The sequence below is a fragment of the Patulibacter brassicae genome, assembly GCF_033949425.1.
Classification (GTDB): domain Bacteria; phylum Actinomycetota; class Thermoleophilia; order Solirubrobacterales; family Solirubrobacteraceae; genus Patulibacter; species Patulibacter brassicae.
In genome coordinates this window covers 35,105-54,981 of the sequence record NZ_JAXAVX010000016.1, presented here as the reverse complement: position 1 = coordinate 54,981, position 19,877 = coordinate 35,105, and the positions used below count along the sequence as shown (strand labels likewise).

The following is a 19,877-nucleotide window of genomic DNA, read 5'->3' as shown; positions in this document are numbered from 1 at the left end:
CACGCTACGCGGCGGGCCGCGAGGGCTCGTCCGGCCCGGTGGCCGACGGTGCCGCGCGCGGTCGCCGACGGGCCGCGAAGAAGTCGCGGAGCAGGCCGGCGCACTCGTCGGCCAGGACCCCGCCGACGACCGCGGGTCGGTGGTTCAGGCGCGGCTCCGCGGTGACGTCCAGGACGCTGCCGCACGCGCCGGCCTTCGGGTCGGTGCAGCCGTAGACGACGCGCGGCACGCGCGACAGGACGATCGCGCCGGCGCACATCGCGCACGGCTCGAGCGTCACGTAGAGCGTCGCGTCGAGCACCCGCCAGCTGCCGACCGCCGCCGCCGCCTCGCGCAGCGCGAGCACCTCGGCGTGCGCGGTGGGGTCCGCATCGAGCTCGCGCCGGTTGTGCCCGCGGCCGAGCACGCGTCCGTCGTCGGCGACGACCACGGCGCCGATCGGCACGTCGCCGTGCGCCTCGGCGGCGTGCGCCTCGGCGATCGCCTCCCGCATCCAGCGCGCGTCGTCGGGGACCTCGCTCACGCCCGGGATGATCGCAGCGGCCCGTGCCGCGTCGGCGCGTCGTCCGGGCCCGGACGCACGACGGGCCGCTCGACGAGCGGCCCGCGGACGTGACGGCCTCCGTGCGACGGGCGTCGCCGCTACGTGGTGCGGACGATGAGCACCGAGCAGGGAGCGTGGTGGCTGACCTTGTTCGGCACCGAGCCGAGGAGGAAGCGCTTCGCGCCGGTCATGCCCTTGTTGCCGACGACGATGAGGTCGGCCCCGGACTCCTCGGCGACGTCGAGGATCGCGTCGGCCGGGTCGCCCTGGCGGGCGTACGTCCGGACCTGCTTGACGCCGCGAGAGGTCGCCATGTCCTCGGCCTGGCCGAGCGTCACCTCGACGTCGGCGCGCTCGTTGACCATCCACTCGATGTCGCTCGGCGCCTGCTTGGCCTCCTCGCGGAGACGGGCGCTGGAGACGGGCTCGTAGGCCGAGACGATCTCCATCCGGGCCCCGACGGCGGCGGCGATGTCGATCGCCTCCTTGACCGCCTGCTTGGCGGTGTCGGAGCCATCGGTGCCGACGACGATCGAGCCGAACATGGATCTCCTTGGCGAGCGTGCGAGAAGGGGTTGCGAGGCGCCGTCGAGCGGGTCCCGCCCGGCGGCGCGCCGATCATCGCACACCGCCGCGCGCCCGAGGGAGCGATCCGCGCCCGGCCGAACGCGGGTCCGGCCGAGGCCGTCCGGTCAGGCCCAGAGCTTGATCGCGGCGATGACCATGCTGATCAGCACGCAGACCACGAGCACGACCTGCATCCAGAACCACGTCGGCGGCATCGCTGCAGGGTACGGGCTGCCCCGCCCCGCGCGCCGAGCCGTCCTGGCGCATCGGCGCGCTCGCGGCGCGCCGCGGCGTCGTGCGAGGATGCCGGGCGATGCTGATCGGTCCCGATCGCGATCCGCCGCCGCGGCCGGCGAAGCGGGGGAAGAAGGCGAAGGCGCGCAAGGCCCGCGCGACCACGAGCCCGGCGGCCGAGCCGCTCGTGCCGGAGCCGGCCCCGGACGCGGGCACCGGCTTCGCTCGTCCCGCGGTCTGGCCACTGATCCCGGAGCCGGACACCGCGCCGGTTCCGACGGACGCCGATGCCTCGTCGTCCGGCCCGCCGTCGGACGAGCCCGCTCCGGCGGGATCCGCCGACCCGACGACCGCCGACCCGACGACCGCGGCCGCGCCGCCCGCCGACGTCCCGCCGGCCGATCCTCCCGCGGCGCCCGGCGACGTCCCGCCGCCGTCCGACGCCGACGCTCCCGAGGACGCGCTCGTCCTCCTGGACCGGATCCGCGAGCGCGTGGGGCACCTCATCGAGCGCGGCGCCACCTCGGCGGCCCCCGCCGGCGGTCCGGCCGCCGAGGACGCCGCGATCCCGGACGCCGCGGTCCCGGACGTCCCCGCGGAGCCGGCGCCGGAGCCCGCCGGACCTCCGTCCGCGGCGACCCTGCTGGCGCGCGAGCTGCTCGCCGGCGGCACGCCGCCCGCCGAGGTCGCCCGCCGTCTCGGCGAGCACTACGGGGTCGCGGATCCCGGCGCCGTCCTCGCCGGGCTGGCGCCGGCGACCGGCTGAGGCGCGCGAGACGAACGCCCGACCGGCGCCCGGGTCGATCAGGCCTCCGCGTCGCGGAGGTAGCGGTCGTAGCTGCGGGGCGTGGACGCCGGTCCCGAGACGACGAGGACCCGCGGGGCGCCCGGGGGCAGCAGCGCCGCGGCGCGGGCGAGCTCGTCGCGGGTGATGCGGCCGGGGCGCGCCACGAGCACGACGGTCCCGTGGCGGCCGTGGGCCAGCAGCTCGCGGGTGTCGGCGACGGGCAGGAGCGGCGCGGCGTCCAGCAGGACGAGCGCGTCGAGCGCGCGCAGCTCGTCGAGGACCCGCGCGCCGTCCTCGCTGCCCAGGAGCTCCGGGGCGTTCGGCGGCAGCGCGCCGGCCGGAACCAGTCGCAGTCCGGGCTCGACCTCCACGAGCAGGTCGGCCACGGGCACGCCGCCGACGAGGGCGGCCGTGAGGCCCTGCGGCGGCGTCGGGGCGCCGAGCAGGGCGGCGAGCCCGGGGCGGCGCAGGTCCGCCTCCACGAGGACGACCGGCCGGCCGGCGCGCGCCAGGGCGCGTCCGAGCCCGGCCACGACGGTCGTCTTGCCCTCGCCCGGTGCCGCGGAGGTGACCGCGACGATCGGTCCGGCCTCGCCGTCGTGCAGGCGCAGGGCCGCCCGGAGCATGCGGAACGCCTCCTCCTGGCGCCGCCGCTCGGGCGCGTGGTCGCCGGGCGGCGGGACGTGCGCGACCGGGGTCAGGCCGGTGATCGCCGCCGCGTCGGCGCCGTCGCGCACCCGCCGCCGGCGACGGGCCCACAGCGCGGCGGCGGCCGTGCCGAGCGCGAGGCCCGCCAGGGCCCCGGCGGCGGCGGGCCACGCGCGGTCGGGGTCGGCCAGCAGACCGGCACCGGCGCCGAGGGCGGCGAGCAGCAGGGGAGGGAGGAGGAGCACGAGCCGCGGCATCGGGATCAGCGCTGCGGATCCTAGGGGCCGGGGAGGACCGCGGCCGACCGCGCGGCCGGTCGAGCGCGGCGACGCCCGTCGGCTAGCCTTCGCGCCCGGTGCGGGCCGGGACGACCGTCGTCGCCGATCCGCCACGACGCCATGCCCCAGCCCGCCGCCCCGCCCGCCCCGAACGACCGCGCGGCGCGGCGCGTCGGACGCGCATGAGCGGCGGGGACGCCCCGAGCGGTCGCGATCTCGCCGCGCGCGGGGTGCAGCGGACGCTCCTCCGGGTGCTCGGCGCCCGGTTCTCGCCGGTCGAGGTGCGCGCGGTCGACGACCTCGCGCCGTGCTACCGGCGCGTGACCTTCCACGGACCCGAGCTCCTCGCGCGCCGGCCGATGACGCCCGCGCTCTGGCTGCGGCTCTGGTTCGAGGACGGCGACCGACGGGCCCAGCGCGCGTTCACCTTCGTCGATCCGGACCCGGGATCGGGCACCTTCGACGTCTGGTTCGCGCTGCACGACGCCGACGGGCCTGCCGTGCGATGGGCGCGGACCGCCCGCCCGGGCGACGTGCTCGGGGCGACCGTCCTCACGCGCCCGCTCGTGCTGCCGACCCCGCCGCCCGCCGCGGCGCTGCTCGCGGGGGACGAGACGGCGGTCCCGGCGATCGCCTCGATCCTGGCGGCGCTGCCGCCGAGCGTCGCCGTGCGGGTGCTGCTGCAGGGCCCGCCGGGGCTGCCGCTGCGCTCGGCCGGGCACGTCCGGGTCGAGCACGTGCCGGACCTCGCCGGCGCCGTCGCGACCCTGGCGCTCGAGCACCCCGACACCTACGCGTGGGTCGCGGCGGAGTCCGACGTCGTGCGCGACGTCAAGCGCCTCCTGCGCGAGCAGCACGGGCTCCCGCCCGCCCGCGTCGGCGGACAGGGGTACTGGCGGGCGGGCCAGGCGATGGGCTCCTCGCGCTGAGCGCCGTCCCGGCGAGGGCGGTCAGTCCGACAGGTCGCGCAGCGCCTCGTTGATCCGCCGTCGCGCGTCGTTCACCCGCTCGACGACGGCCCCGGACTCGCTGTCGAAGCGGACCTTCGCGCGCAGGGCGGCCTGGACGTCCCGCCGGCGCAGCGACCGCCGGAACTCGCGCAGCGGCGCCGACCACTGCTGGAACGCGGCGATGAGCGAGCGGTGGGCCCCGGCGACCGCCGCGGGCGGTCGGACCTCCTCCAGCTCCCGCCGCACGCCGTCGATCCGGCGCTGCAGGCGGGCCGCCGCGTCGGCGACGTCCTGGCGCTCGCGCGCCGCGGACACGGTCCGGTTCAGCGTCGCGAGATCCCGCTCGAAGGCGGCCTGGATCGCGTTGACCCGCTCGGCGTAGGCGTTCGCCTCGCGGACCTCCTCGGCCTGCCCGCCGCACCCCGTCGCGCCGATCGCGGCGAGGACGGCGAGCAGCAGCACGAGGGAGCGGCGGAGCACGGCGCGGACCCTATCCGTTCGCCGGCCGCGGCCTCCCCGCCTGGCCCGCGCCGCGCCGCGCGCCCGCGGGCGGGAAGATCCGCGGATGGCGGTCGCCGCACCACCCGCGCCCGCCGACGGCGCGCTGCCGGCCGCCGCCGTCGACGAGCTGCCCCAGCACGCCCTCGGCGTCTACGTCCACGTGCCCTGGTGCGCCTCGCGCTGCGGCTACTGCGACTTCAACACGTACGTCCCGCCGGAGGGGGCGCTCCCCGGCCTGGGCCGCCGGTTCGCCCGCGCGGCCGACGCGGAGCTCGCCCTCGCGGCCCGGGTCCTGCGACCGTCCACGGGCACGCGCCCGGCGGTCGGGACGGTGTTCCTCGGCGGCGGCACGCCGAGCCTGCTGGAGCCGGAGGCGCTCGGCGACGTCCTGCGGGCGATCGACGCCCGGCTCGGGCTCGCGCCGGGCGCGGAGGTCACCTGCGAGTGCAACCCCGAGTCGGTCGATCCGGCGCGGCTCGCGGCGCTGCGCGCGGCCGGCGTCACGCGCGTCTCCTTCGGCATGCAGAGCGCGCGGGGCCACGTGCTGGCCGCGCTCGACCGCCGGCACACGGCCGGGCGGGCCGTCGCGGCCGCCACCGAGGCGCGCGCGACGGGCTTCGACGCCGTCGGGCTCGACCTCATCTTCGGCGCGGACGGCGAGACGGACGAGGACTGGCGGGCCTCGCTCGACGCGGCGATCGCGGCCGGCCCCGACAGCGTCTCGGCGTACGCGCTGACCATCGAGCCCGGCACCCGCTACGGCGCGCTCGTCCGCCGGGGCGAGCGGCGCGTCGCCGACGACGGGACCCTCGGGCGGCGGTACGCGATCGCCGACGAGCGGCTGGCGGCCGCCGGGTACGCGCCGTACGAGCTGTCGAACTGGGCCCGGACGCCGGCCGGGATCTGTCGGCACAACGTCGGCTACTGGCGGGGCGCGAGCTGGTGGGGCGTCGGCCCCGGCGCGCACTCGCACGTTGGCGGGGTGCGGTGGTGGAACGTCCTGCGGCCCGAGGCGTGGATGGCGCGGCTGGAGGAGGGCCGCTCGCCGGCGGCGGGCCGCGAGGTCCTCGACGCCGAGCAGCGGCACCTGGAGCGGCTCATGACCGGCGTCCGGCTCCCCGACGGGCTCCCGGCGACGGCGCTCGGCGAGGCCGGGCACCGGGAGGCGGCGGCGCTCGTCGAGGACGGGCTGCTCGACGCCGGGGCGTGGCGCGCCGGACGAGCGGTGCTCACGCCGGCGGGACGCCCCCTGGCCGATGGGGTCCTGCGGCGGATCGCGACGTGAGCGCGGCGGCGAAGCACCGAGGACTCCCGGAGCGGGTCACGAGCGCCCGCGATCCGCGCGTCGTCCGCCTGCGGGCGCTGCAGCGCGACGCCGCCTCGCGCGACGCGGCGGGCCTCGCCGTCGTCGACGACGAGGCGCTGCTGCTCGCCGCGCTCGATGCGGGGTGCGCGGTCGAGCTGGCGCTCGCGGACGCCGACGCGGTCGACGCGCCGGTGGCGGGCTGGCGCGCCGCGTTGCCGGCTCCGCCGGTCCCCGCGTCGAGCGACGCGCTGCGGGCGCTGGGCGCGCTGGGGCGCCGCCCCCGGGTCGTCGCCGCGGTCCGGCGCCCGCCGGCGACGCCGGAGCCGGCCGCCGGCCTCGCGCTCGCGGGCGTGCGGGACGCCGGCAACGTCGGCGCGATCGTGCGGACCGCGGCGGCCCTGCGCCTGCCCGCCGTGACGCTGCTGCCCGGGTGCGGGGATCCGTGGGGACGCAAGGCGCTGCGCGCCGCGCAGGGCGCGACGTTCGCGCCCGGCCTCGTGCGCCGCGCCGACGACGTCGCCGCGCTCCGCGGATCCGGACCGGTCCTCGCGGCGGTGCCGCGCGGGGGCGCGGATCCCGCGACCCTCGACGGCGCCGCGACCGTCCTGCTCGGCGCGGAGGACGCGGGGCTCGGCACGGCGCTCGTCGCCGCGTGCGACGGCGCCGTGACGATCGCCGCCGACGGCTTCGAGTCGCTCGGCGTCGCCGCCGCGGCCGCCATCCTCGCCGACGCGCTCGCGCGCGCCCGCCGCGCCGCGGGCCTGCGTCCGCCCGCCGGACCGCGGCCGGGTGGACGACGCGCCTGAGCGCGAGCGCCGAGGGCTCCGCGCCGCATCCGCCGCGGTGGAACCCGCAACGCACCACGCCGATGCGGGGAGCGCGCCGGAGCGGGGGCGTCGCGGCGGGCGGACCCGACGCCGGGTCCTGCCGGCTGGCAGCGGTCAGCCGCGCTCGACGACGGTGAGCGTCGCGCGGCCGGCGCGGTCCGCGTCGCCGAGCTCCACGGTCCAGCCGGCGGCCTCGATCCGGGAGGCGACCGCCTCCGCGGTGCGGGGCGGACGTCCGTCGTCGACGAGCAGCGCCCGAGCGACGGCGCCACGGGTGGCCTTCGCCATGTGGCTGACGACGGTCCGGCGGCCGGCCTGCTCGCGCACGACGTCGACCCCGACGAGCGGCGCGGCCTCCGGTCGCCAGAGCGAGCGGTACGAGCCCGACCGCAGGTCGACGCAGAGCTCGTCGGCCGGCAGCGCCTCGCGCAGGACCGGTGCCCAGACGGCGGCCGGCGTCGCGAGGCCCGGCAGCCGGGCCCCGGCCGACAGGCGGTAGGAGGGGATCCGGTCCGCGAGCCGCAGGACGCCCCAGAGGGCGCTGAAGACGAGGACCCGCCGGCTCGCGCGCCGCTTCGCGCCGGCAGGCAGCCCCTCGACGTCGAGGTGGTCGTAGAGCACGCCGGTGTAGATCCGCGAGGCGGGCGCGGTCGGCTGGGCGCGCAGCGCTGCGTTGCGCGCGACCTCCTCCGCGCCGCGGGCGCCCAGGCCGAGGACGTCGACGGCCCCGGCCGGGTCCTCCCGGCAGAGCCCGATCAGCGCGTCCAGGACGGCCGCCCGGGTCGCGGTGAGCTCCGGATGGGCGAGCGCGTCGAGGTCCAGCGGCCGGCCTCGCCGGGGGACGGCCTTGCCCTCGGAGGGCGGCAGCAGCAGGAGCACGCGGGGGGACGATACGCGCCGCCCGTCGCGGCCGACCGGCCGTCGCGCTCAGGGACGCGCGACGAGCGCCAGGCGCAGCGCGTTGCCCGACGGGTCCCGCACGACCGGCGCGTCCTCGACCTCGTCCTCGGGCGCGAGGCCGACGTCCGCCAGGCGCAGCAGCGCGTCCTCGCGCGCCGTCGCGTCCGCGTACTCGAGCGTCACGTGGCGCAGGCCACGGGCCCCCGGGACCGCCGGGCGACCCTGGGAGCCCCACGTGTTCAGGCCGACGTGGTGGTGGTAGCCGCCCGTGGCCACGAAGAGCGCTCCCGGGTAGGACTCCGTCATGACGTCGAACCCGAGCAGCTCGACGTAGAAGCGGCGCGTCGGGACGAGGTCGGCGACCTGCAGGTGGACGTGCCCCATGGTCGTGGCGTCGGGCGCGGTCGGCGCAGGGTCGCTCGTGCGGGCGGTCGCGAGGACGTCGCGCAGGTCCAGGGGCAGCGTCGCCATCGCCACGCTGCCGTCCTGCCAGTCCCACGCCTCGCGCTCGCGATCGCGGTAGAGCTCGATCCCGTTGCCCTCGGGATCGCGCAGGTAGACGGCCTCGCTGACGAGGTGGTCGGAGGCCCCGTCGAGCCGGCCACCGGCCCGGCCGAGCCGCAGCAGCGCCTCCGCGAGGTCGCCGCGCGAGGGGTACAGCAGCGCGAGGTGGAAGAGCCCGGACGCGCGCGGCGCCGGGACGGCGTCCGGACGGGCGTGGAGGGCGACGAGCTCGCGGTCCCCCGTGCCCAGCCGCACGGTCCCGCCGTCCGCGTCGCGGACCTGCAGGCCCAGCGCGTCGCGGTAGAAGCCGGCGACCCGGTCGAGGTCGGCGACGTCGAGGGCCACCACGCCGGCACGCAGGGTGGTCTGGGTGGTGGTGGTCATGCGACGAGGGTATCAGTGATTGCACAAGCAATCAAAAGACGGGCGGACGTCCACCGCGGACGCCCTGGGCGGCGAGGGGCCTCGCCGCCCGGCCGGATCAGGCGTTGGGCAGCTCGGGCCCGTCCTCGCCCTCCTGGACGTTCTGGGCCATCTGCTCGGCGAGCTGCGGCAGGAGGTCGGCCACCTGCATCCCGAGGACCTGGGCGAACGTCGCGACGACCTGCGTCTCGCCGTCCTCGACCTCCACCTCCTGGATCTGCGGCGAGAAGATCGCCTCCGCCTGGACCTCGCCCGGCTCCTCCGGATGGTCGGAGAGGATGATCACCGCGCGGCCGGGGCCGTCCGGCACGACGCTCCCGCCGAGGACGTCGCGGACGGCGCCGAGGATCTCGGCCACCATCTCGGACCAGAGGACGCGGGCGTCCTCGCGCTCCTCGTCGTCCATGTCCGCCAGGTGGTGGCGGTTGCGGCGGGCGAGCGCCTCGACGCCCGCGGCGACCGACCGCTGCTCGAGCAGCTGGTCGAGGTGCAGCGGGACGGAGGGCTGCGGGATCGGGGCGGCTTCGTCGCTCACCCGTCGCACGCTACGCCATCGGCGGGAGCGAGCGTCCCGCCGCCCGCGAGCCCGGTGTCCCGGAACGACCGACGGCGCCCATCGGGCGCCGTCGGCATGGTCCGCGACCGGACCGCGGTGCGGGCGTGGCTCAGCCGGCGCCGACGCCCACGGCCTTGCCGCCCTTGCGGATGACGCGGGTCGAGCTGACCTTGCGGCAACCGCGCAGGAACGGCACGTCGTCGCGGTTCGCGCGCACCGTGTCGCGCGGCGAGCGGCAGGTGACGCGCGCCGGCGGGCCGGCGATCGCGACGCTCACGTGCGCCTTGCCGCTGCGGTGCGTCGTGATCCGGTCGCCGAGGCGGGTCTGGGCGCTGCCGGCGTCGACGGAGTCGTTGCCCGCGCCCGTCGTGATGACGTCGTCGCCCGAGCCGCCGAACAGGGAGTCGTTGCCGCTCCCGCCGTCGATCCGGTCGTCGCCCTGGGTGCCGTAGATCACGTCGCGGCCGTCCTGGCCGTAGAGGCGGTCATCGCCGCCGCCGCCGACGATCCGGTCCTTGCCGGCGCCGCCGTAGACGCGGTCGTTGCCCTCGCCGCCGGAGATCCGGTCGTTGCCCTGGTTGCCGTCGAGGCAGTCGTTGCCGTCGACGCCGTAGAGGCGATCGTTGCCGCGCAGGCCGAGGATCCGGTCCGCGCCGCGGGTGCCGTAGATCTTGTCGGCGCCGTTGGTCCCGACCACGACGTAGTCCTTGCCGGGCCCGTAGAGGCAGCGGGAGTTCGGCAGCTGGCCGAGGCCGGCGAGACGACGCGCCTCGACGAGCGGGATGACCGTGCCACCGCGCGGGACGTCGGTGCTGTTCGGCACGCCGATGACGATCGCGCCGTAGCGGTCGGTGCCCGGGATGACGCAGACGACCGGCTTGGAGCCCTGGCCGATCGAGCCGGGCGGGCAGAGCTGGTTCTCCGGGTCGGTCGGATCGATCGGCCCGTTGTTGCCGCAGACGTCGCCGTCGGCGGCGATCTTCGTCTGGCCGATCACGACGTCGGCCAGCGGGGTGCCGGCGGCGGCGAGGACCTTCACGCGCAGCGGCGTGACGACGATCGAGTTGCCGGTCTTCACGACCTGGTTGACCGGGTCGATGCTCAGGACGCCGTCGAGGCCCAGGCCGCGGAGGAGGTCCCCGAGGCCGTTGACGAGCTGGTCGAGCGTGACGGGCACGCCCGCGAGCTTCACGTCGGTCAGCACGGAGCTGCCCTGGAAGTCCGGCACGCCGCCCTTGCAGACGGCGGTCGCGGTCGCCTTCACCGCGCCGACGGAGAGCAGCGCGCCGCCGATCGGCAGCTCGATGTTCGCCGTCGTGGTCTCGGCGGTGACGGTCTGCGCGTTCGTCGCGCCGGTCTGCGGCGTGATCGTCGTCTTCGCCTTGACGGCGGTGGCGGCGGCGAGCTGGTTCACCAGCGGGACCGCGGCGCCCGTGTCGCCGGCACCCTGCTCGTCGGACGTGCAGGACGGCTTGTCGAAGGTCGCGCCGGGGGCGCTGCCCTTGATGCCGTTGGCGAGGATCGGCTCGACGGCCGACTGGCCGGCGAGGGAGGCGTAGAGCGCGCTGGCGCGACACTGCCAGGATGGGGTCGCGGCGTCGGCGGCGTGCGGCGCGGCGAGCGCGACGAGCGTCGCCAGGGCGAGCGTCACGGCGACGAGGGTCCGCCTCGCACGCAGGCGCCCGTCCGCGAGTGACGGGGAGAAGTTGGGGGTCGGCACCCGACCATTCCTACCGAACGCGCCCCGCTCCCGGCGCACCGAACCGTGCGATCGCGCCAGAACCAACGGACAGCGGGGTCGACGGCTTGAGGGATATCCAACGAATGTCCAGTTAGAAGTCCCCGATCGGGGGGTTTCCTGCGATCGGGGGAGGGGCGGGCTCCGGCCGGTCAGTGGAGGGCGGCCGCTCTCGGCACCCGTGATCGGCGGAACGGGCGTCCCACCGTCCAGTCGCTGCCGGACGCCGTGACGCGGACCGTCCGCCCGTGGTCGCCGCCGATGATCAGCGGTGCGGTCCACGCGCGAGCCGACGCGCCGGACCGCACGGTCCCGGAACGACGACGGCCCCGCCGAGGCGGGGCCGTCGAGGCACGTCGAAGGGGGTGTCGGCTAGGAGCGGCCGGCGAGCTCGACGATCAGGTGCTCGGTGATCGGCACCTGGATCTCCTGCCGGGTGGGCAGGCGCAGCACGCGGCCCGAGAGCCCGTCGTGGTCGGCCTCGAGCCAGGCCGGGACGATCGCGATGAGCTCGGTCGACTCCTGCGCGAGCGGCTTGATCGGGCTGCCGTCCTTGATCGTCACGACGTCGCCCGGCTTGAGCCGCGCGGAGGCGATCGTGTGGCGCACGCCGTTGACGAGCACGTGGCCGTGCGAGACGAACTGCCGCGCCTGCGCGCGGGTCGACGCGAAGCCGAGGCGGGTCACGACGTTGTCGACGCGCAGCTCGAGGAGCTGCAGCAGGCGCTCGCCGGTGACGGTGTCGTCGGCGTTGCGCTTGGCGGCCTCCGTCAGGAGACGGCGGAACTGCCGCTCGCGCACGCCGTAGTAGCGCTTCGCCCGCTGCTTCTCGCGCAGCTGCTGCGCGTAGACGGACGTCTTCATGCGGCGACCGCCGCCGTGCTGCCCGGGGGGCAGCGCGCCGCGGCGCTCCAGCGCGCCCTTGCCGGCCAGGCGGCGGGCGCCCTTCAGCTCGAGGTCGACGCCCTCACGGCGGGAGAGCCGCTCGACCGGTCCGGTGTAACGACCCATGTCCGAGGGCCTCCTAGATTCCTGCTCCGAAAGTCACGAGCCGGATAGGGTAGCCGACCCGCCGCGGCCGTGACTGCCGCCCTCGCGCGGCCCTCGCGCGGGGACGTCCGGGCCCTCCGGCATTCTCGCGCAGTCCCGCGTCGATGTCGTCCTCGGGGCAGGAACGACGCACGCGACGGGCAATCTGCGCATGATGGGCGCTCGTGACGGGCGCCCGGCGCCCCGCCGGGCCCGTCCACCGCCGTCCCCTCCCGCTGCGACCCAGATGAGCGACACCTCGACCGACCGCGACGCCGAGCGCGCCGACACCGGCGACGAGGAGCTCGTGCGCTCGTCGGGCGACGAGGCGTCCGAGCGCCCCGCCGTCGCGTCGGAGGACGCGCCCGAGGGCGCCGAGGGGCTGACGGGCGCCGACGCCGGCGGCGGTCCTCCCGACGGCGACGATCCGGCGGACGACCGCGGGACCGGCGGCGGCGACGGCGAGCCCGAGCCGGAGGACGAGGACGGCGAGCCCGAGGCCGGCGATCCCGTCGGCGACGAGGAGGGCTCCGACGAGGAGCCCAGGGGCGAGCTGGGCTCCGACGGCGAGGATCTCGAGCCGGACGACGAGGCCGCCCCGCCCGTCATCGGCTGCCTGCGCTGCGACGCGCGCGTGCCGCTCGGCTCGCGCTACTGCCCGCGCTGCGGGACCCCCCTCGTGCGCTCGGGGGAGGACGCCGCCGTCCGGCTCTCGCGGACCCGGCGCAACGCGCCGATGCTCGTGCGCCTCGTCGTCCCGGCGATCGTCGCCGCGATCGTCGGCGTCGTGGCGTGGCTCGCGGTCCTCCACGATCCGACGGCCGCGTTCGACCGCGATCTGGAGCAGCAGCTCGAGATCGCCGTGGACGCCAACCGCGAGCTCTCCGCGACGCTCACCGCGCTGAAGCCGGGCGACGCGACGCCGCCGGTCCTCGCCCGCGCGCAGCGTGCGCTGGACGGGGTGACCGCGGCCCGCGACGGCCTCGACCGGCTCGACGTGCCCGACGGCGACGAGGGGCGCGTCACGCGCGCCCGCGCGGCGCTGACCTCCGACCTGCGGTACCTCGCGACCGTCGTCGCGGTGCTGCGCGACGTCCGCAGCGACCAGCTCTCCGAGCTCGGCTCCGCCTCCGCCGGAGCCGCCGCCGCGTTGCGGACGATCTCCGACGAGGTCGAGATCGATGGGGCGATCGACGGCACGCGCGAGCTCGGCATCGCCGTGCGCGCGGCGCGTCGCTCGGCCGGGGGCGGCGGCAGCAGCCGCGCCGCGTCGCCGACGACGTCGCCGTTCCTCGCGGCGATCGACACCGTCCTCGGCGACCAGCGGCCCGCGCTCGACGCGACCCGCCGCGCGTTCGCGCTGCTGCGCGCCGCCCGCGACGGCGCGACGACGTACGACGGCCCGGGCGAGGCTCCCCGCGACGCGGGCGCCGCGGTGCGCGAGGCCGACAAGCTCCTGCAGCAGGTCGCCGAGCAGCGCCCGGCCGGCGCGGCGGCGGCGCGGGGCGTGACGGCTCGGCAGGAGAACCAGCAGTCGATCGTCGCGAAGCTCGCGGCGGCCTTCGAGGCCGCCGGCCGCTCGGCCACGACGCTCGTGTCGTGCCTCGACGAGGACGGCGAGGCGGTCGCGAAGGCGGAGCGCTGCCTGACGGCCGTCCGGGGTGACTCCGAGCGCGAGAACGACGCGCGCGCGGCGTTCCTCGCCTCGATCGCGCCGGCGCGCCAGGCCGCCGACCTGTCGCCGCTGTCGGCGGACTTCTAGCGCGGCCGCGGCGCGGCGCCGTCAGCCCGCCGCCGCGGCGCTCGCGCCGAGCGACGCGACGACGAGGCGGCGGACGGTCTCGCGGACCTGATCGCCCGCGATCGGGAAGAACCAGGGCAGGCCGCCCGGCAGCTCGCGGATGCCGTTGCCGACGCGCGCGAGGTGGGCGAGGCCCAGGATCTGCACGTACATCGCGTTGGCCGCGTAGTCGGCGTCCTCGACGCGGAACTCGCCGGTCGCCTCGCCCTGGCGCAGCAGGGCGACGGGCCGGTGCAGGGCCTCGGCCACCGCCCGGCCCATTCGGAGCATCGCGCCCTCGTCGATCTGCTCGAGCAGGACCGTGCCGGGCTGGCGGAGCATGGAGAGCGCGACGTCGACGAACGCGGGGTGCTCGAGGCAGAAGTCGAAGAACGCCTCGGTCAGCCGCAGCAGCCCCTCGGTCGTCGACTCGTCCTCAAGCAGTGCCGCGAACCGCTCGAGCAGGTCGTCGACGTAGCTCACGATCGTCAGCGCGAGCAGCTCCTCCTTGCCGGAGAAGTGGCGGTAGATGATCGCGCGGTTCAGCCCCGCCTCGCGGGCGACGTCCTCGATCTGCACGTCGCGGCCCTCGCTGCGGTCCAGGAGCGCCTTCGTCGCGGCGAGGATCTCGCGCTCCCGATCACGGCGGCGGGCGGCGGCGCCGGAGCGTCGGGCAGGGGGGTCCGCGGTGGTCATGGGCGATTGATCGTAGACGAGTTGTAACTCTCAGTTACACTTTCGTTCCACGACGACCCCCCGGTCGTCCGACCGGCACCGCGGCGCGGCCGCCGGACTGGCCCTCTCTCCATCACCAGCAACGGGAACCACCACCATGAGCAGCACGACCGGCGTCGACGTCATGGCTCTCGCGGGCGAGCTCGCGCAGGAGCGGATGAAGCCCGAGTGGACGACCTTCAACCTCGAGCTCAACGAGGAGCAGCGCGAGCTGCAGGCCTGGGTCCACGACTTCGCCGAGCACACCATCCGGCCGGCCGGCGCGGAGTGGGACGAGCGCGAGGAGTTCCCCTGGCCGATCGTCAAGGAGGCCGCGCAGATCGGCCTCTACGGCCTCGACGGCACGCTGTCGATGTTCATCGACCCGTCCGGCCTGCTGACGCCGATCTTCCTCGAGGAGATCTTCTGGGGCGACGCCGGCATCGGCATGGCGCTCCAGGGCACGGGCCTCGCCGTCTCGGCGATCTTCGGCCAGGGCACGCCCGAGCAGATCAACGAGTGGCTGCCGCGCTGCTACGGCACGCCGGAGGACCCGCAGGTCGCGGCCTTCTGCTCCTCGGAGCCGAACGCCGGCTCGGACGTCTCGAACGTCCGCACGACGGCGAAGTACGACGAGGCCACCGACGAGTGGGTCATCAACGGCTCGAAGTCGTGGGCGACGAACGGCGGCATCGCCGACGTCCACGTCGTGATCGCGTCGGTGGACCCGTCGCTGGGCTCCCGCGGGCACGCCGCGTTCGTCGTGCCCAAGAGCGAGGTGAAGGGCATCTCGCAGGGCGCGAAGGTGAAGAAGCACGGCATCCGCGCCTCGCACACGGCCGACGTCAACCTCGACGACGCCCGCGTCCCGGGCCGCTACCTGCTCGGCGGCAAGGAGAAGCTCGACGCTCGCCTGGCGAAGGTCCGCGAGGGCAAGCGCTCCAAGGGCAACGCCTCGATGGCGACGTTCGAGGCCTCGCGGCCGGCCGTCGGCGCGATGGCGATCGGCATCGCCCGCGCCGCCTACGAGTACGCGCTGGACTACGCGAAGGAGCGCGAGCAGTTCGGGCGCAAGATCATCGAGAACCAGGCGATCGCGTTCAAGCTCGCGAACATGAAGACCGAGCTCGACGCCGCCCGGCTGCTCGTGCACCGCGCCGCCTGGATGGGCGCCGGCACGCTGCGCGGCAAGCCGATCCCGTTCGAGAACGCCGAGGGCTCGATGGCGAAGTACAAGGCCTCCGAGGCGGGCGTCCGGATCACCGAGGAGGCGATCCAGATCCTCGGCGGCAACGGCTACACCCGCGAGTACCCCGTCGAGCGGTTCCACCGCGACTCGAAGATCATGACGATCTTCGAGGGGACCTCCGAGATCCAGCAGCTCGTCATCGCGCGCACGATCTCGGGCATCCGCGTCCCGTAGCGGCCTGCGCGGCCCGCGCGGTCGCCGCCGCCCCCGAAGACGACGAAGGGCGCCCGGTGGGCGCCCTTCGTGCGTTCCGGCCGCCCGCGCGCGGCGCGGGCGCGACCGCGGGTCAGCTCGCGGTCGAGCTGCCGCCCAGGCTCTTGCAGGACGGTGCCTTCTCGCCCAGGGCCTTCGGCAGCGGCTCGCTGGAGCCGAAGTCGAGCGACTGGATGTTCTGGAGCACCGAGCCGAGCTGCTGCGGCGTGTTCGCCTTCGCGATCTGGGACTTCACCTGCGTGATCCCCTTCTGGACCTGCTCGGAGCCCTTCTCGACCGAGTCCTGGAACTTCTCGAACTCCTTCGGCGCGTCGGCGTCGGCCATCGCCTTGATCTGCGTGCCGAACGTGTCGAAGAGCTTCGTCATGCCGGACTTCATCGCCGGGACGATCTTCGTCTGGTCCGAGCCGGCCGCCTTCGCGGCGTCCGTCACCGACTTCTGGAGCGCCGCGACCTCGTCGTTGACGGCCTTGCAGGCGGTCTCGTAGGTCTTGACGTAGTCGGCCTCGTTGCCTCCGTCGTCGCCCCCGCAGCCGGAGAAGGCGAGGGCCGCGACCGCGGCGATCGCAGGGACGGAGAGACGGCTGTACGCGCGCATAGGGGCGCCACCCTACTGGCCGGATGGCGCCAGGGGGGATCGATCGCGCCACGCGGCGGCGCCGACGACGTCCGGAGGCGTGGCGACCCGCCAGGAGCGCGTCCTCGCGCCATCTCCGGGCGCGGGGTCGTCCCGCGCGCCCCCGCCGACCGCAGGCGACCGCGCGCGCACGGGGAACGGTCGTACCCTGCACGGGTGCCTCGCGACGCCGCCACGCCGCCCGTTCCCGGCCTGCCCGACGCCGTGGCGGGGCGCGACGTGCCGCTCGCGCGCCTGACGACGCTCGGCCTGGGCGGCCCGGCCGAGCGCGTCCTCGTGGCGCGCGACGAGGACGCGCTCGTGGACGCGGTCACCGACGCGGACCGCGAGCAGCGACCGCTGCTCCTCGTCGGCGGCGGCAGCAACCTCGTCGTCGCCGACGACCCGCTGCCCGGCGACGTCGTCGTCGTGCGGACCGCCGGGACGACCGACGTCGACGGCCCGGAGCGCGACGGTCGTCCGACGGTCGACCGCACGGTGGCCGCCGGCGCGTCGTGGGACGCGGTCGTCGCGAGCGCCGTCGCCGACGGACTGGCCGGGATCGAGTGCCTCTCCGGCATCCCGGGCGCGACCGGGGCGACCCCGATCCAGAACGTCGGCGCGTACGGCCAGGAGGTCGCCGACACGATCGTCGCGGTGCGGGTCCTCGACCGGCGCACCGGCGAGGTCCGCGAGCTCCCGGCGGAGGCCTGCGGGTTCGCCTACCGCGACAGCGCGTTCAAGGGCCGGGCGCGATACGTCGTGCTCGCCGTGACGTTCCGGCTGCCGCGCGACGAGCGCAGCGCCCCGATCCGCTACGCGGAGCTCGCCGCGACGCTCGGCGTCGCGGTCGGCGAGCGCGTCCCGGCGGCGGAGGCGCGCGACGCGGTGCTCGCGCTGCGACGCGGCAAGGGGATGGTGCTCGACCCGGGCGATCCGGACACGCGCTCGGCCGGCTCGTTCTTCACGAACCCGATCCTCGACGCGGAGGCGTTCGCCGCGCTCGAGCGCCGGGTGGCCGAGCGGCTGGGCGCCGACGTGGCGCCGCCGCGGCATCCGGCGGGCGACGGACGGTGGAAGAGCTCGGCCGCGTGGCTCATCGACCGGGCCGGCTTCGGGCGCGGTCACGCGCGCCCCGGTGCGGCGATCTCGTCGAAGCACGCGCTCGCGCTCACGAGCCGCGGCGGGACCACCGACGACCTGCTCGCGCTCGCGCACGAGGTGGCCGACGGGGTGCGGGCGGCGTTCGGGGTGCAGCTGCACCCCGAGCCGGTGCTCGTCGGCGCCCGCTGGGACGCCGACCGGGACGGACGGCGCTAGAGCGCCGAGCAGGCGGGGGCCTTGTCCTTCAGGCCCTGCGGCGCCTCGACGCTGCCGTTGAGCTTCTGCAGGTCGCTGCTGGAGAACGCGGCCTGGAAGCCCTTCGCGTCGCCCTGGGCGAGGGCGCTCTTGGCCTTGTCGAAGGCCTCGCTGATCTTCGAGATGTTGCCCGTCACGCCCTCGTCGAACTTCTTCCACGAGTCGGGGGCATCGGCGTCGTCGATCCGCTTGAGGACCGTCTCCATCGTCGAGATGTAGCTCGAGACGGGCTTGCCGGCGGCCTGCAGCGCCTGCTTCTCCTGGTTGGCCTTGAACTTGCCCTGGAGGGCGACGAGGTCGCTCTGGAGCGTCGTCTGGGCCTTCGTGAGGTCGGTGCAGGCGGTGTTCCAGACCTTCGCGTAGTCGTCCTCGCTGCCGCCGGAGTCCCCGCCACAGGCGGCGAGGCCGGTGGCGAGCGAGACAGCGGCGAGGAGTCCGACGGCCCGGTGCATGCGGGAGGAAGGCATGAGCGGGACCATACGCGACCGACCCGCTCGGAGAGGCACTCGTGCCCCGCGGGGCGCCGCGGGGCCGGTCCGCCCGACGCTCAGAGCCCGCCGCCGCCCTGGCAGCTCTCCGCCTCGGCGGCCAGCTCGTTGGGCAGCTCGGGGAAGCGGACGGGGGTCTCGGCGGCGCCGCCGACGGCGCCCGAGGTCACGCGGTCGCGGATCTGGTCGATCTGCCGCAGCCCGGCGTCGATCGCCGTCCCCATCTCGCGCTGGAACGCGGCGAACTCGTCGGGCGCCCGGGCGCTGCGCAGCGTCCGCAGCACGCGCTCGCGGCGCTCGGCGAGCGCGAGCACCGGCTCCTGGACCGCGCGGGGGACGGTCGTCGTGGTCGTCGGCGTCGTGCCCGTCGCTCCCTGCCGGATCGCGGCGATGAACTCCTGCTGCGCGGCCTTGAGGTCGCGGCAGCCGCGGTCCCACGTCCGGACGTAGGCGGTCCGGGCGTCGCCGCCCGAGTCCGCGTCGTCGCCGCACGCGGCGAGGGTCGCGCCGAGGACGAGGAGGAGCAGGAAGGAGGAGAGGCGCCGCACGGCGGCGATGCTACGGCGCGGTGCGGGCGGGTGCGGGGACGGCCGTCGTCGGGCGCGTGGCCGCTCCGCCGGGCGCGGTCGGGGTGCCGCACGCCGGCGTCCGGCGACGCAGCTCGTCGGGCGCCGGCGGGGTCCGCAGGCCGCCGAGATCGAGCGCCGCGGCGGGGTCCGCGGCCGCGTCGCCGCGCAGCCGCTCCCGGGCGGCGACGATCCGGCGCCGGGCCTCGGCGAGCGCCCGCACCGCCTCGCGGTGGTACGTCGACCAGGCCCGGGGCGGACGGGCGGCGTCGATCCGCGCGAGGGTCCGCTCCGCGCTGGCCAGCCAGCGGAGGACCGACCGTCGGTCGAGGCGCCGGGCGGCGGCCGCGGCGCCGGTGCGCAGGTCGCGACAGACGCCGGTCCAGGTCGCGGCGTAGCGCGCGGCGGCGCGCGCCTCGGGACCCCGGTCGGGCGGCGGTGCGGCCGGATCGCCGCCGCCCGCGACGAGCGCGACGGTCGCGATCGCGACGAGCACGAGCACGGACGCGACGGCGGCCGCGATCCGGCGCCGCCGGCTCACCGCAGCGCGGTGCAGTCGGGCGTCTCGTCCCGCAGCACGGCCGGCGCGTCGGCGCGCGCCGGGCCGACCCCGCCGAGCGCGAGCGCGGCGAGACCCGCGGCGTCCCCGCGGCGGACGCGGTCCGCGCCGTCGGCGACGACGCGCGCCTGGCGCTCGAGGTCCGCGATCGCGGCGCGGTGCCAGGCGCGGAGGCCGTCGGGCGGCGCGACCTCGCGCACCTGCCGCAGCTCGGTCGCCACGGCGCGGGAGAACCGCTCGGCGGCCGGGCCGGCCTCGCGGCCGACGACCGCGGCGGGCAGCGCGGAGCGGGCGGCCGCGTCGCCGGTGTCCGGCGTCTGGTCGGCGGCGCTCACGAGCGCCTGCTGGAGCTCGCGGGCGCCGTCCTCCAGCGCGCGGCAGCTCGCGCTCCAGGCGTCGGCGTAGCGGTCGTCGTCCCCGCCGCAGCCGGCGAGCACGGCGATGACGGCGAGCACCGGGAGGCCGGCGCGCAGCGCGCGCCCGAGGGGGGCGGCGGGCATGCGCCGGATCGTACGGGGCCGGTCGCGCAGGCGCCCGGCGC

22 protein-coding genes are annotated in these 19,877 nt (G+C 76.8%); 7 read left to right on the top strand and 15 right to left on the bottom strand.

Annotation, left to right across the window (positions count from 1 at the left end):
- Window positions 1-4: 4 nt before the first annotated feature.
- Window positions 5-523 (bottom strand): tRNA adenosine(34) deaminase TadA, encoded by a 519-nt coding sequence (gene tadA, locus SK069_RS18520; protein WP_319955746.1) that lies wholly within the window; start codon window positions 521-523, stop codon window positions 5-7.
- 119 nt (window positions 524-642) lie between these two features.
- The gene (locus tag SK069_RS18515; RefSeq protein WP_319955745.1) at window positions 643-1,089 is read right to left on the bottom strand and encodes a universal stress protein; all 447 of its coding nucleotides are present in this window, start codon (window positions 1,087-1,089) and stop codon (window positions 643-645) included.
- Window positions 1,090-1,424: 335 nt separating this feature from the next.
- On the opposite strand from SK069_RS18515, the gene SK069_RS18510 reads away from it, so the two are divergent.
- Entirely contained in the window at window positions 1,425-2,111 is a 687-nt protein-coding gene (locus SK069_RS18510; protein ID WP_319955744.1) for a hypothetical protein, read from the top strand.
- A 38-nt stretch (window positions 2,112-2,149) separates the two neighbouring features.
- Here the strand turns inward: SK069_RS18510 and SK069_RS18505 are convergent, their stop codons facing one another.
- Complete coding sequence (locus tag SK069_RS18505; protein ID WP_319955743.1) at window positions 2,150-3,037, bottom strand: CpsD/CapB family tyrosine-protein kinase; 888 nt, start codon at window positions 3,035-3,037, stop codon at window positions 2,150-2,152.
- Between the two features lie 203 nt (window positions 3,038-3,240).
- On the opposite strand from SK069_RS18505, the gene SK069_RS18500 reads away from it, so the two are divergent.
- The gene (locus tag SK069_RS18500; RefSeq protein WP_319955742.1) at window positions 3,241-3,987 is read left to right on the top strand and encodes a siderophore-interacting protein; all 747 of its coding nucleotides are present in this window, start codon (window positions 3,241-3,243) and stop codon (window positions 3,985-3,987) included.
- Between the two features lie 21 nt (window positions 3,988-4,008).
- Here SK069_RS18500 and SK069_RS18495 read toward each other — a convergent pair whose 3' ends face one another.
- Window positions 4,009-4,488 (bottom strand): hypothetical protein, encoded by a 480-nt coding sequence (locus SK069_RS18495; RefSeq protein ID WP_319955741.1) that lies wholly within the window; start codon window positions 4,486-4,488, stop codon window positions 4,009-4,011.
- A gap of 85 nt (window positions 4,489-4,573) precedes the next feature.
- On the opposite strand from SK069_RS18495, the gene hemW reads away from it, so the two are divergent.
- On the top strand, window positions 4,574-5,794 hold the full coding sequence (hemW, locus tag SK069_RS18490) for a radical SAM family heme chaperone HemW (protein WP_319955740.1): 1,221 nt from the start codon (window positions 4,574-4,576) through the stop codon (window positions 5,792-5,794).
- Window positions 5,791-6,621: a TrmH family RNA methyltransferase gene (locus SK069_RS18485; RefSeq protein WP_319955739.1), complete on the top strand. Its 831-nt coding sequence runs from the start codon at window positions 5,791-5,793 to the stop codon at window positions 6,619-6,621. The genes hemW and SK069_RS18485 overlap by 4 nt, the downstream gene beginning before the upstream one ends.
- Window positions 6,622-6,756: 135 nt before the next feature.
- On the opposite strand, the gene SK069_RS18480 is transcribed toward SK069_RS18485, so the two are convergent.
- The 5 genes from SK069_RS18480 to rpsD all read right to left on the bottom strand — a co-directional run bounded on the left by SK069_RS18480 (window position 6,757) and on the right by rpsD (window position 11,774).
- Window positions 6,757-7,521 carry a YaaA family protein gene (locus tag SK069_RS18480; protein ID WP_319955738.1) on the bottom strand — a complete coding sequence of 255 codons (765 nt, stop codon included), beginning with the start codon at window positions 7,519-7,521 and terminating at the stop codon, window positions 6,757-6,759.
- A 48-nt stretch (window positions 7,522-7,569) separates the two neighbouring features.
- Window positions 7,570-8,430, bottom strand: coding sequence for a VOC family protein (locus tag SK069_RS18475; protein ID WP_319955737.1), 861 nt, complete (start codon window positions 8,428-8,430; stop codon window positions 7,570-7,572).
- A 97-nt stretch (window positions 8,431-8,527) separates the two neighbouring features.
- The gene (locus SK069_RS18470) at window positions 8,528-9,004 is read right to left on the bottom strand and encodes a hypothetical protein (protein WP_319955736.1); all 477 of its coding nucleotides are present in this window, start codon (window positions 9,002-9,004) and stop codon (window positions 8,528-8,530) included.
- Between the two features lie 130 nt (window positions 9,005-9,134).
- Window positions 9,135-10,745 carry a calcium-binding protein gene (locus SK069_RS18465; RefSeq protein ID WP_319955735.1) on the bottom strand — a complete coding sequence of 537 codons (1,611 nt, stop codon included), beginning with the start codon at window positions 10,743-10,745 and terminating at the stop codon, window positions 9,135-9,137.
- A 390-nt stretch (window positions 10,746-11,135) separates the two neighbouring features.
- Window positions 11,136-11,774, bottom strand: coding sequence for a 30S ribosomal protein S4 (gene rpsD / locus SK069_RS18460; protein WP_319955734.1), 639 nt, complete (start codon window positions 11,772-11,774; stop codon window positions 11,136-11,138).
- A 265-nt stretch (window positions 11,775-12,039) separates the two neighbouring features.
- Here rpsD and SK069_RS18455 point away from each other — a divergent pair, with 265 nt between their 5' ends.
- Window positions 12,040-13,554 (top strand): zinc ribbon domain-containing protein, encoded by a 1,515-nt coding sequence (locus SK069_RS18455; protein ID WP_319955733.1) that lies wholly within the window; start codon window positions 12,040-12,042, stop codon window positions 13,552-13,554.
- Between the two features lie 21 nt (window positions 13,555-13,575).
- Here the strand turns inward: SK069_RS18455 and SK069_RS18450 are convergent, their stop codons facing one another.
- Complete coding sequence (locus tag SK069_RS18450) at window positions 13,576-14,268, bottom strand: TetR/AcrR family transcriptional regulator (protein ID WP_319955732.1); 693 nt, start codon at window positions 14,266-14,268, stop codon at window positions 13,576-13,578.
- 163 nt (window positions 14,269-14,431) lie between these two features.
- Between SK069_RS18450 and SK069_RS18445 the strand changes: the two genes are divergently transcribed.
- Window positions 14,432-15,709, top strand: coding sequence for an acyl-CoA dehydrogenase family protein (locus SK069_RS18445; protein ID WP_406628314.1), 1,278 nt, complete (start codon window positions 14,432-14,434; stop codon window positions 15,707-15,709).
- A gap of 112 nt (window positions 15,710-15,821) precedes the next feature.
- Here the strand turns inward: SK069_RS18445 and SK069_RS18440 are convergent, their stop codons facing one another.
- Window positions 15,822-16,346, bottom strand: coding sequence for a hypothetical protein (locus SK069_RS18440; protein ID WP_319955730.1), 525 nt, complete (start codon window positions 16,344-16,346; stop codon window positions 15,822-15,824).
- A 243-nt stretch (window positions 16,347-16,589) separates the two neighbouring features.
- Here SK069_RS18440 and SK069_RS18435 point away from each other — a divergent pair, with 243 nt between their 5' ends.
- The gene (locus SK069_RS18435) at window positions 16,590-17,684 is read left to right on the top strand and encodes a UDP-N-acetylmuramate dehydrogenase (protein WP_406628313.1); all 1,095 of its coding nucleotides are present in this window, start codon (window positions 16,590-16,592) and stop codon (window positions 17,682-17,684) included.
- On the opposite strand, the gene SK069_RS18430 is transcribed toward SK069_RS18435, so the two are convergent.
- From SK069_RS18430 to SK069_RS18415, 4 genes are all read right to left on the bottom strand, one after another.
- Window positions 17,681-18,190 carry a hypothetical protein gene (locus tag SK069_RS18430; protein WP_319955728.1) on the bottom strand — a complete coding sequence of 170 codons (510 nt, stop codon included), beginning with the start codon at window positions 18,188-18,190 and terminating at the stop codon, window positions 17,681-17,683. The genes SK069_RS18435 and SK069_RS18430 overlap by 4 nt on opposite strands.
- 80 nt (window positions 18,191-18,270) lie before the next feature.
- A complete protein-coding gene (locus tag SK069_RS18425; RefSeq protein WP_319955727.1) occupies window positions 18,271-18,759 on the bottom strand; it encodes a hypothetical protein in 489 nt (162 codons plus the stop codon).
- A gap of 10 nt (window positions 18,760-18,769) precedes the next feature.
- Complete coding sequence (locus SK069_RS18420) at window positions 18,770-19,318, bottom strand: hypothetical protein (protein ID WP_319955726.1); 549 nt, start codon at window positions 19,316-19,318, stop codon at window positions 18,770-18,772.
- The gene (locus SK069_RS18415) at window positions 19,315-19,836 is read right to left on the bottom strand and encodes a hypothetical protein (RefSeq protein WP_319955725.1); all 522 of its coding nucleotides are present in this window, start codon (window positions 19,834-19,836) and stop codon (window positions 19,315-19,317) included. The genes SK069_RS18420 and SK069_RS18415 overlap by 4 nt, the downstream gene beginning before the upstream one ends.
- Between the last annotated feature and the right edge of the window lie 41 nt (window positions 19,837-19,877).